A 12,412-nucleotide genomic window follows, 5' to 3' on the forward strand; every position below is an offset into this window, starting at 1 on the left:
GCCTTATCTATTGCTTGACCTATAAACTCTTTTGGCAAGGGTTGCAACAGTGAAAAAGTATGATGTGTATGTACTTTCTGCTGAATAACTAACTTGGAAAATCTTGTAAGTGCTTCACCCGCAATATTAATGCTTATCTTTGTACTTATTGCCATGATCTATTTGTTTGTTTGCTGTTTGTATAATCTTAATATGTAAATATAATAAAATTAGACCTTATTTTTTTGTTTTTAATACTTTTTAATATAATAACACAAAGTCTATCTTGAGACACTTGGGAGAATCCTTTTGCATCATATTTTTTAGCTTTATCATTTCTTTCATTATATTCTTCGGGTAATTTTTTTTGAAAATAACCATCTTTAAATATAATTGTATATCCATTTAGTTCATCATATTTCCAACTCATAATCTGATAAGCTCCTGCTGCAGATGATCTTAAGGTATTTGTGCTATTACTATTTATAACTCTAGGATGATCATCTGATAATGTGAAATTATTACCTGCTCCACTAAACCATGTTGTATAACCTAATTGGGAATCTCTTACTTGTTTAGTTCCTTTTATATATTCACCTGTACCTTCTGCAATCCTTATTACCCTCATGAATGCTCTTATTTTAGCTTCACATTCACAAACTTTGTTCTCATTTTCATTCTTACTCAAAGCCTGCGTTCCCACAACAACAGTAGCCATATTATCAACCATGTAAACAGCAGCAGCTACAAAAAGCAAACTGGCTGCTCCACCTAAATATCCTGATTTTTTTGAAGAAGAATCTGTTTCCGATTTGCTTCCTCCATCTGCATCGTAAAGGACTTTTCCATCCTTGTCTTTTACTTGTGCATAAACTCTCCTTGGTGTTTTAATTTTTGGTATTTTATTCCATTGGATTTTTACTTTTAAAACTCCGTCTTCCCCTACTTTTGCTTTAGCATTAAGCTTCATGTCGGTATCTGAACCAAAAACGGATTCCCATATCTCTATAGTTAGTTCTTCTCCTTCTTTAATACCTGTTGTATTAGCGTAAAACCAACTTACCTTATCATAATCTACAATTGCATGTTGCTTTGAACCGTCTTCCTAATTTAAAATTAATTTGGTAAATTTTAATTTAAAGAATATTATTTTTTTTCAATTTCAACCCATTGATTAAAAGTTGATTCACCACCTAATCCTTGCATGAAATATTTTTTATCATCCTTTTTCAATTTAAAATTTGGTTCTTTCGTTTTACAATAAGCTGTTTCTCCTTTATAATAAAGTTCTAAATGATTATTCTTTTCAAGTATCTTATATTTTCCATCACAGTTTATTGGTTCATGATAACTTGTTATTTTTAACTCAGCTTCATCATTAGAAATTATAAAATTATAGGTTATACTTGCCATTCCTGTAGTTGTAGCTTCAGTTTTAACAGTTACAATAAAGCTTCCTTGATATTTGTGTGAATTATTATTTATTTCTCTTTTGTAATCCTCAGAAATTGTTTTTCCCTTTAATTCTGACTTACAATTAATAAAGATAAAAACAAGAATAAAACTAAATATTTTAATTACTGTTTTTCTATTCATCATGCTCAAATATTTAATCAATTATACAAATATCTACTAAGAGCTCAGTATTATTTTTCCACTTAACAAAACCTTCAATATTTTCTGTACAATTACAACATCCAGTTGATGTAGTTTTTAAGAACAAACTATCTCCTAATAGAGATTCTACTCTATATGTATGATTTACACTATCGCTTAGAGCTTTTTCTCCATAATCAGTTTTAACAATTAATAAATTATCTTTTAAAATCTTTACATAACTATTTTTAACATAATCATTCCATGTTGAATAATTAATTAAATAATTAGATTTCTTAATTTTTTTCAATTCACTATTCAAATAAATATAAATAAATTCTTCATCTTCTATAATTTCATTACAATCAAATTCCAAAGAAAAAAAATCTAAATTTAAAATTACTTTTCTAGCTATTATTTCCTTTAAGTTATTCTTAATTGTATATTCATTATCTTTAAAAAAAAATTCTTCAAAAATTGATCCACTCAAATTTAATATTGTAAACTTATTATTTAATAACTGAATATTCACAATTCCATTACCTCTTATTTCCTTATCTGTATAACAGGAAATTTTATTATCTTGATATATTAAATCCATAACTTATCAAATTAATTACACTCAAAAAGACTTATTAATAAAAGATTATCATCTTTCCATTTAATTTTTTTAGAAACATTATTATCACTATTTTCAATTAAATCACAATCAGATAGAGAAATTGATTCTATTAAAGCTGAATCCTTTTCTATTTTTATAACTTTATATGTATTCTTATCTAATTCACTTTTTGAATTAATCTTTCTAATGTTAATAAAATTTTCTTTTATATATTTATCCCAGTCAATAAATTTAAAGTTAACTTTTTCTTTTTTTACTTTCTTAATTTCTGAATTAATGAATATTTTCAAAAAGGAATCATTTTTATCAGGTCTGATTGCATCAAAATAAAACTGCTCCAAAATTGGAACAAAATATCGCGCTTTAATTTCTTTAGGAAAATTATCCATAATAAAACTTTCTGATTCTTCAGAAAAAAATATTCTACCAAAAACTGACTCATCTTGATTATAAATAATTACTTCTTCATTTATAATTAAATTAGCAACACCATCACCATACATTGTAAACTCACTTTTACTTATCAATTTATCATCTTGAAAAATCAGTGTATCTGGGTTATTGACTTTAAAAGAATCCAATTCTAATGTGCTATTACCATCATTTAACTCAACAGCTTTTGTGTTGTTAATATCTGATTTTTTATTCTCTTTACAAGAGATAAACATGCTTAAAATAGCAATAAATAATATTTTATTTTTCATTAAAATTATTCACATTTATTTAAAGAGACAGAATGGCTATCCGATTCATTTACAAATGGATTTTTAATCATTTCTCTTTTTTTTGTTTTATTATTGTAGAAACCCAACCATTCTATTTCAATAGAATTTTCATCTACAGATTTAATTTTGCATATAATACTATCATGTGAAATATCAATCCAATTAACAAATCGATTATATCTAGTAATAGCTGTTAAAACAGAATATTTAATATTTGTATTATTATCTATATCTACAGAAACCCTTGCATAATCATTTTGCATATAAATATCTAAATAGCCATGTGAAGAGTCAAATGCTTGCAAACTTGTTTCATTTTCTTCACATATTGTTTTCCAAGTTCCTGTTATATCCATTTCAATATAACTTTCTATAATTTCACTTTTTGTAATTTCATTGGGAAGATTATTTATATCATAGATTTTATATTGATTCCTTTCTTTTTTAATAACCAAAGAAATATCAGTTTCAACGTTATTATCATTTATATAAACATTATAAGTATCAACTTCTAATTTGTCTTTAGTTATTTCGATATTATTTAACCAATCTATATTATAATCTTGGGCATTAACTAATGGATCATAATCTAATTTCCTTTTTTCTAATTTAACAATTAAGTTTTTTGCTAAATACTTATTTTTTAATTCTTTCAAATAGTTTTTATCAACTATGTCTTTTGCGTTTTCTGATATATAAGAAGTGTAAAATGAACTAATAGTATTTATAATTGAATCATTTGCTGATTCAATTATTTCAACATTACTTAATTGAGATTCATTTACATCAAAATTATCTTTATTTTGTTTACAAGATTGTAAAAGAATTAATAGCAATACTAATTGAAAGTATCTCATAATTATTCTATTGCCATCTAAAAATTGAACTTTTGCCATTATTATACGCATTATTTACTATTATACTATTTTGTTTAAAATCTGAAATCCATTGGCTTCCGGTCCACATTGCAATATGGCCGTATTGATGTCCTGGTACTGCATCAAAAACTACAATATCACCTTTTACATAACTTGTCGTTTGAAGCTCAGTAAAGCCTAAATCCTTTAAAATATCAAAATAATTTAATGCATTTCGAGGTGAAGCATTAGATTTCAGACCTCCAGCTTCAATTGCTAATCTAACATATTTAGCACATGCAGAGATAGAACTAGGTTCTGCATGAGATTCAATATAATTAACTGCGGCATCAATATCATAACCTTCTTTTATCAATACTGGATTTGAATTTTGACTGCTACAATTACAAACAATATTAAATTCTTTAGAAAATCCTTTTTTAATATGTAAATCACTTTTGCCATCTAATTCTTCTTTTAAGAATTTTTCATATTTATCTAAAGCAACTTGCATTGTCTGCGTTGGCTGACCATATCTTCCAGGAGGCAAACTAGCCCATTCATAACTTCCGTATTTTTCTAGTGAATTTTTTATTTGATTACTTGTAATTAGTTCAATGCTACCAGCTCTTTTATGCTTTAAAATAATCACACATAATTTATCCTGAGATTCTTGACTAAAATCTGGAATATTATATTTTTTGATATAATCATGATATTCTTCGTAAACTCCTGCTTTCCTATTATTACTAGTTAATTTCTCCCCTCCTAACCACCACCAAGTGTATCTCATAATTTGATATGCTCCAGCTGCAGAAGACGAATAATTACCTGCTGTAATAACATTTTCAGGGTGTTTACTCATGTCTGTAAACTGTCTACCACTATATTGAGTTGTATAGCCTCTTTCTCCTTCAGTACCTTCTCCAACACGTAGCATTCTCATAAAAGCTCTAATTCTTTCTTCACAAACACAATCAGAATTTTCCACCTGAGTTAAAGGAGTAGTTCCAACTAAAACAGCAGCCATATTATCAACCATGTAAACAGCTGCAGCTACAAAAAGTAAACTGGCTGCTCCACCTAAATATCCTGATTTTTTTGAAGAAGAATCTGTTTCCGATTTGCTTCCTCCATCTGCATCGTAAAGGACTTTTCCATCCTTGTCTTTTACTTGTGCATAAACTCTCCTTGGTGTTTTAATTTTTGGGATTTTATTCCATTGGATTTTTGCTTTTAAAACTCCGTCTTCTCCTACTTTTGCTTTAGCATTAAGCTTCATATCAGTATCTGAACCAAAAACGGATTCCCATATTTCTATAGTTAGTTCTTCTCCTTCTTTAATACCTGTTGTATTAGCGTAAAACCAACTTACCTTATCATAATCTACAATTGCATGTTGCTTTGAACCGTCTTCTTCTCCTAAAATTACATTTGAAAAGGTAATCTCATCTTTGACATTTAACTCACTTTCTGGATACTTTTTATCAGCATTTTTTAACGTTAAATGTGGAGCGGTAATTTTGAAGAATAATTTTCCCCATGTTCCTGTTTTTTCTTTTATTGCTTTATCTAACTTAAAAGAAATTAATTTTCCATCGAATTTTTTTATATTTTTTTTATAAACAGAGTCATTACCACTCATGTAGTCATAATCGAATACTTCTATATTGATTTCTTCTCCTATAAGATGTTTTTGTTCTATAAGAATATTAACCTTTTGATCCCAACTAGCATTTTCTATTTTAATATTGTTATTATCTGTAAAGTGGGCATTTACTATTTCAGCTTCTACAATGGTTATACTTTTAGTAACTCCTTTTTGATTGTTTATTTTACAAGTAATATTTTCTTTTCTTGCAGATCCTGGTGTAATATCAATAACTGGATAAATGTTTTTTGAGTTTTCAAGTGTTTTACCAAAAACATTCCAAACTACTTTTTCTCCTGCAATAGGTGGCATGATAAATTTATCAGCTTTGAGTTGGGTGGTTTTTCCAACTTTTGGTTGACCAATATAAACTATATTAGTAACATCATTCTTTTTAACATCAAAATGCCAATCATCCTCTTCATTCTTTGCATTTGGACCCGTTGCATTAGCTGTTTTAACATAAGCTTCCACTACATACTTACCTTCTTTTAAAAAGTGATTCCCTGGAATGGTAATGGAACTTCCTTTTCCTACAATCTGTCCATTAAGATTCCATTTTACAGCATTGGCTTCCTCTGAATTAAGATTTCCAGTTTTAAATTGGGTATTGGTAACCTTAAAGCTCATAGGTGTTTCTGGACGCACAACTTCAGCTCCATGTGAAATCCCATTTACAAATGCACTTTCTGTAGTAGCTGAAAAGGTTTGTGTTTCTATTTTACCTTCTGGATTTGTATAAATAGCAGTAATAGTATATTTCCCATCACTATTAGCTGGAGTAAATGAAAAAGTATTACCCGATTGTGTTCCTGATGTAATAACATTACCAGAACCATCGGTAGCAAACATAGTTAAGTTTTGAATTTCTTCTGTATTGGGTTCCAATAAGAATTTTGCTTCAAAAATAGCTGGAAAACCTTTTCTTAATTTGTTTTCACTTTTACTGTTTTTTCTTGTAAAACTATCTCCATCTTTTGCTTGCAAAGAAGTTCCGTTAAGTTTATTAACTATAACTTCTACATCTATGGAGCAATCTGCATAATTTTTATTGTATTTTCCATTTTCAAATTCGGCTGTTTTTGGTTTTCCATAGCCTTCTACTCGGTATGTTCCTAAGGCTGGAAATGTGTTTTTAAACGTGGTACCAATTTGTTCACTAGTAATCAGTTTTTCTCCAACTTTCCCTGCATTTAATTGGTAAATTATCCATGATGTAAGTCTTGTATTACCTTTTTTAAGGTTTGCATTGAAAGTAACTTCTTCGTTTACACGAACATTTATCTTTTTTACTGTTGAACCTGTTGATTTTACTTCTTTAAAATCGGTTCTTCCTGTTATTGTTTTTAAATCAATACTTGAAACACTAGGATATTCTGGTTTTAAAACGGGTAATGGAACAGCTGGATTGATTAAAACTTGTTCCGCTTCGTCTGTATTTTCTGCATGTTCTTTTACAACACTATCTTCTTGCCCATGCTTCTTTATTGAAATAGTTCCACCTATTGTGCATTGTAAGGTAGAGAGTTCAGTAAGTATTTTTCTCCCTTGTACTGTTTTTTTATCGTAAGCTTTTTCCCATTTTGGAGCAAAAGCTGGAGCACATGGCAAATAATCACTATTTGATGGTTTTAATTTGCATTTACCAAAAGTAGCTGCAGGTGGTTTTAATGTTTTATCTTCTTCTGTAGCTGCAAATTTTTTATTATCTTCATTAATAACTAACTGTTGGTTTACAGTAACTACAATTTCGGCTTCTTTTGAAGGATCAACTGCTTTGTCACAAACGCAAGTTCCACCATGAACGACAAAATACTTGTCTTCATGTTCGCTTTTTTCGGCTTCTTTTTGTTCTTTTTTTTCAGCCTCTTGTTGCTCGGTTTTTTGTTGTTTTTGTTCTACTTTAGCGTCTCTTTCTTCATCAGTTAGTGTTGCCATAGTTTGTTTGTTTTTATAGTTGTACTAAAGTACAGATTTTATCGAAATATTTTCTTGGTAATCAAAATGTTTTCCAAACTTAATTCTACAATTTGTGTTTGCTTCTACTATATTTAAACTATTACTTTCAAATTGAATAGCAGCTAAAAAACTACTCTCTACATTTAACTCTTCTTCCTGAAGGTTATTGTAATTATTCTGAGTTCTATATTCATTTAAAGCCTTCAAAAATTCACTTTTATCAACGTCATTGGAACTATATGAAACTGAATCTTTTTTTTTATCTTCCATTTTTAACTTCCAAAAAGTGACACCTACACTAGGAATTTTCCATTTAAAATAGAAATGATCCTCTTTTACATGTCGTTTTAACGTTAGGTTTATTATGCTTATGAAATTTAAACCTATTATAAAGTCATTAGCTATCTCTACTTCCTCAAATTGTTTTAAAAAAGCGGTTCTAATATAATGAATACCTTCTCCTTTGTATTTATCTATTATTATATTATCAATTTTTGCTATTCTATTTTGAATCTCTTTATAGTTTGAAAGCTTAAGTGTCTCATTTTCAATAAAAAATTGTAAAGGAAAAATACTTTGAAAATAAAGATGTGATACTAATGGGAATTTATTTTCAACTTCACCACCATTAACCAAAAATTTAAATCTATTTATTTCAATATCATACTTTTCATTTTGTTTCTTTTTTAAAACAATATCATAAGTCGATTTAGCTTTGGTTATAAGTTCTGCACTTTTAATTGTTATCTCATTTTTAACTTCAAAATAATTAGACTTAATCAAATGTGTACTGCTTGACTTAATTGGCATTTAGACTAAATTATTTTATGTATTATTCTTTTTTTAAAATAATGGCATCATATTTTACTTTTAAACCTATGTTTGCTCCTCCATATATGTTTTTGTAATATATAATAGTGTCTTTGTATGCTACTTTTGAAACACTAAGATTGTATATAACAGCAGGAGTTTCTGATCCTACCATTGTAAATTCTTTTTTGGTTTTTCTTTTAAAATAGAAATAGCCATTTTCATCTGTATTAATACATTCATTATTTAAGCAAACTTCCACTTCCTTTAAAGGTTCCTTATTTGAATTATAAACATTACCCTCAATCAATGGGGTTTTTAGTCTGGTAACACAAGATGAAGTAACACTTATAAGTAATATTAGTATTAATATTTTTTTCATTCTTTACTTTATTTTAAGTATTGAGCACCATAATAATCCTAAAACATCTTTTTCCGTTGCCAATGTTCTATCGTAATCATAATAAGCATCACTATAGTATTCCATCAAGTTGTTTTCACCTGTACTTGGTAATGGGTTTTCTTTTTGCTGTTGTGTTAATAATGTTGAACTTCCTTGATGACTATAAGAATATCCATCACCACCAAAAGCTTTAATTATTTCATGACCTATTTCGTGAGCAGAGGTAAGTTTAAAATCCCTTTCTTCATCTCTTTGTTGAGCATTAAAAACTACTCTTTCCGGTACAAAAATATTAGCAAAAAAAGACAAAACTCCTGTTACACTACCAGGATTACTTGACCTTTTCCAGTCCGCTGTACTATTATAAATTAAACTTATATCATCCATTGCATCTTGACTTGAATTTATTGCGTTCACAGTAACCAAATATTGTTGTCCGTTAATTGTGACAAAATCTGAAGATGGAATTAGTGTCAATCTTGTTTTATTTCTGCTCCAATAAGTATTTAATCCTTCTAAAGTCATTCTTTCTAAATCTGAAAACGAATATTTTGGAACTGCATCTCCTATAGCTCCACCATCTTTTAGATTAACCCTTAAAGTAACCTCTATTATCATGGTGTTATTATCAATCTTTACATCAACCCACTTTACTCTTTTATATTTTGATTTAAAAGTGTCTTTTGCATTATCATTTGCACCTGTTACCTCAGCAGTTAGTTCTCCTTCTGTAAAAATAGAGCTGTCATATATTTTTGAATCAGAAAAACCATTCCATTGAATTGTGATTTTTTCACCAGGATTAATTGTTTCATCTATTTTTTTTGAAAAAACTATAGTTCCATTATGTTTAATGTAAAAAGTTAGATTTTCTGCTTTTGCATTTCTTGCTTTAACTTCGATGTTTATGCTTTTATTTTCAGCTACTTCTTTAAAATTTGACAATCCTAATGGCAGGAAAGTATTCTTTATAATCTTAACTTCAACCTCTGGATTTTGTTCAGAAGTATAAGTTATTGGTTTTCCGTAACTAACTCCTTTTTCAACACCAGTTTCTGTAATAGTTGTTGCAGCACTATATATAATATTTTCCTTGGTATAGATATTATAATCCCCACCAGTAGTTTCTATTATTTTACCTCCAACTATTCTTGTTCTTGTCATTATTTCTTTATTTTCAACTTTTTTAGTTTACAAAACTAACTTCTGTTTGAAGCTCTTTTGAATTGCTTAACCTTTTAGTTTTGATTTCAGCAATTCCAAATTCCTTGTAATAATCTATTAAAATTTCACTAGAAAAACCTCCTGGATCATCTGCATTTTCAATAAAATAAGATGTCTTATTGTTTTTAACATAGAATGTAGTTAAAAAATTAATAACCTTTTCATCTTGAAAAATAGAGTCAATGCTTTTCTTATGATAATTCAATAATAAAGGTTCTAGCTCTTCTTTTTTTTCTGGAAAATCTACAACTATGGCACTTTGGTAAACATATTTTTTACCTTTTCTTTCATCGTCTCTATCATAAACACCTGTTTCTACATGCTTTTTTAAAGCTATAAACGCTATTTCTTTTTTACAGGACATCGTGGTAAAAATTATTACTATTAATATTATATTTTTCATTTCAATTTGCTTAGAAAGTACCGTTAAATTCTTTTTCAAACTTAATTTTTGTTACAAAAGGTTTGTAACCTCTTAAATGTTGTAATATAAACCATGTAACAAAAGTCTCTCCTACACTTGGAATTATATTAAATACTTTTTCCATGTCTGGTAGATCTAGTCCAAAATGATCCCAAAGAATTACTTCATACTTACAGGTATAATTGTTTCCTGTATTTTTTAACTCTTTAATTAAAACTTGTGTTGCCCAAATATCATTTAAAGCAATAGTTAATCCTTCTGTTTTATTTTCATTATATATAGGTCTTGAAAAATTTTTATTCTTTTGACTTCTATCATCTCTTATTTTTTGAAACGAGCCTAAATAAGGTGTTTTATCTTCCAGTTTATCTAAACTCAAAATGTTTCCTTTAATTTTTTCGGAAAGATATTTTTCAACATCTACACAATATTTTTGAGTAACCGTACTATTTTTGATAGCTTCAGTCAATACCTCATCTTCATAAATACCTCCTTCGTTGGCTTTAAATTTAGCAATCATTCTCTCTAAATTACCTTGTAAAACACCTCTTGCAAAATAAAGTGAAGCAGTCGCTTGAAAGTCCCAAAACAAGGTCTCATCTGATAATGTGTCAAAAACTCTAACATCTAAGCCTGTAGCAATATTTATATCTAAGTCAATTAGAGGTATTGTTGTTAGAGTATATTTTGTACTGTAACATTCTTCTTTACTATATAAAGCTTTATGTGATTCATTAGATTTATTAATAAATAAATTATGCACATTTTCTATAAAACCTGAATTTTCATATTCTGATTTGTATGTAGTCACAGTATTTGTTGGGTAAATTGGCAATGGGTCTTTAACTCCAAAGCCATAACATAAATCACTAGCTATATCGGATCCGTTTTCATTTAACCCTGGAATTTTATACCTATCAGCAATTATTTGTCCCACTTTTAAATAATCATCTACAGCTGAAGGAAATTTTGCAGATTCATTTAAATAAGTACATTTAAAATATAGTTCTAAAACCTTATCTACCTCATCTTCTATAAAATTATCTAGTTTACTTAATTCTAGTGGAATAACAACCTTATTATTATTCACTTTACTATCTATAGTTTCTATTCTTGTAGCTGAATTGATAAGTGTAATTTTATCATCTTGATTTGATGTTTCTTCTGGCTCACTATTATCTTCTTCGTAAAGTGTTATAAGAATTGAATTTCCATTATCAATATTTTTTGTTTCCAAATGAAAATAAACTAACATTGAAGGAAGTGCATTAGTTATAACTTTATTTCCCTCAATATCTAAAGACCACCATCCTTTTACAAAGTATTCATTTCTTGCTGGAGGACTTTGTGGGTCACCGTAACTTACTCCAGTTTCTACTCCAGTTTCGGTAATTGTAGTTGCTGCACTATAGACAATATTTTCTTTAGTGTAGATATTATAATCTCCTCCTGTGGTTTCGATTAACTTTCCTCCTACAATTCTAGTCCTAGTCATCTTTAATGAGCTTTAGCTTTTTCACCGCTATTATTTTGTATTTCTTTTTGTGAATGTTTATTGATTGAACCATTACTTGAAGCCTCATAACCTTTTTCACTACTTATAACCCTTTGCTTTTCTGTATGCGATTTTAAATCTCCCATAATAGTTTCCATCATTTCTCCTCCAACATTTAAAGCATTATTACCAACTATACTTACATTGTTTGAATTACCTACAGAAACAATTTGATTAGCCCCAACACTAACCATTTTATTATTACCCGAAGTTATATTAATATCATTACTTGCAGAAATATTAATATCAGTAGCCTGAATATTTAAGGTTTTTGGTGCTGTTATATTTATATTACTTCCTGTTGTGTCTAGATGAATTTTATTTCCACTTTTATCAGTAATAATTATACTTTCATCTTCTGTAAACTTTATAATATGACCACTACGTGTTTGTATTATTTTTATATCATTACCTGAAGTTGCATAACCTGAACTTTCATTTCCATTATACATCGCTCCTAATATGAATGGCTTTTCAGCGTTACCTGCCTCAAAAGCAACTAACACTTCCTCTCCTATTTCTGGAATAAAATACATCCCTTTCCCTCCTCCTGAATGGGGATTGGTCATGCGTATCCATGGCGTGTTGCCTTCTTGCCATGCAAATT

At 28.5% G+C, this 12,412-nt stretch carries 12 protein-coding genes; all 12 read right to left on the reverse strand.

All coding sequences use genetic code 11. From position 1 onward, the window contains the following. Nucleotides 1-187 precede the first annotated feature (187 nt). Nucleotides 188-949 carry a lysozyme family protein gene (locus FIA58_RS20895; RefSeq protein WP_140964643.1) on the reverse strand — a complete coding sequence of 254 codons (762 nt, stop codon included), beginning with the start codon at nt 947-949 and terminating at the stop codon, nt 188-190. 176 nt (nt 950-1,125) lie between these two features. Continuing rightward, a complete protein-coding gene (locus tag FIA58_RS20900; protein ID WP_140964644.1) occupies nt 1,126-1,578 on the reverse strand; it encodes a hypothetical protein in 453 nt (150 codons plus the stop codon). 10 nt (nt 1,579-1,588) lie between these two features. Beyond that, nucleotides 1,589-2,176: a hypothetical protein gene (locus FIA58_RS20905; protein WP_140964645.1), complete on the reverse strand. Its 588-nt coding sequence runs from the start codon at nt 2,174-2,176 to the stop codon at nt 1,589-1,591. Between the two features lie 11 nt (nt 2,177-2,187). Further along, nucleotides 2,188-2,901: a hypothetical protein gene (locus FIA58_RS20910; protein WP_140964646.1), complete on the reverse strand. Its 714-nt coding sequence runs from the start codon at nt 2,899-2,901 to the stop codon at nt 2,188-2,190. Between the two features lie 5 nt (nt 2,902-2,906). After that, nucleotides 2,907-3,818 (reverse strand): DUF3828 domain-containing protein, encoded by a 912-nt coding sequence (locus FIA58_RS20915; protein ID WP_165928975.1) that lies wholly within the window; start codon nt 3,816-3,818, stop codon nt 2,907-2,909. Next, a complete protein-coding gene (locus FIA58_RS20920; RefSeq protein WP_140964648.1) occupies nt 3,787-7,368 on the reverse strand; it encodes a PAAR-like protein in 3,582 nt (1,193 codons plus the stop codon). Before FIA58_RS20920 ends, FIA58_RS20915 begins: the two co-directional genes overlap by 32 nt. 24 nt (nt 7,369-7,392) lie before the next feature. Then, the gene (locus FIA58_RS20925) at nt 7,393-8,199 is read right to left on the reverse strand and encodes a hypothetical protein (protein WP_140964649.1); all 807 of its coding nucleotides are present in this window, start codon (nt 8,197-8,199) and stop codon (nt 7,393-7,395) included. A 22-nt stretch (nt 8,200-8,221) separates the two neighbouring features. Further along, nucleotides 8,222-8,581, reverse strand: a complete 360-nt coding sequence (locus FIA58_RS20930) for a hypothetical protein (RefSeq protein ID WP_140964650.1) — start codon at nt 8,579-8,581, stop codon at nt 8,222-8,224. Nucleotides 8,582-8,584: 3 nt separating this feature from the next. Continuing rightward, complete coding sequence (locus FIA58_RS20935) at nt 8,585-9,766, reverse strand: hypothetical protein (RefSeq protein ID WP_140964651.1); 1,182 nt, start codon at nt 9,764-9,766, stop codon at nt 8,585-8,587. 22 nt (nt 9,767-9,788) lie between these two features. Then, nucleotides 9,789-10,229, reverse strand: a complete 441-nt coding sequence (locus tag FIA58_RS20940; RefSeq protein ID WP_140964652.1) for a hypothetical protein — start codon at nt 10,227-10,229, stop codon at nt 9,789-9,791. 10 nt (nt 10,230-10,239) lie between these two features. Further along, complete coding sequence (locus tag FIA58_RS20945) at nt 10,240-11,745, reverse strand: DUF3289 family protein (protein ID WP_140964653.1); 1,506 nt, start codon at nt 11,743-11,745, stop codon at nt 10,240-10,242. Between the two features lie 2 nt (nt 11,746-11,747). Beyond that, nucleotides 11,748-12,412, reverse strand: a 665-nt coding sequence (locus FIA58_RS20950) for a phage baseplate assembly protein V (protein WP_243754722.1), incomplete at its 5' end; no start/stop codon positions are given.

It is taken from the genome of Flavobacterium jejuense, from assembly GCF_006491595.2.
GTDB classification, from domain to species: Bacteria; Bacteroidota; Bacteroidia; order Flavobacteriales; family Flavobacteriaceae; genus Flavobacterium; species Flavobacterium jejuense.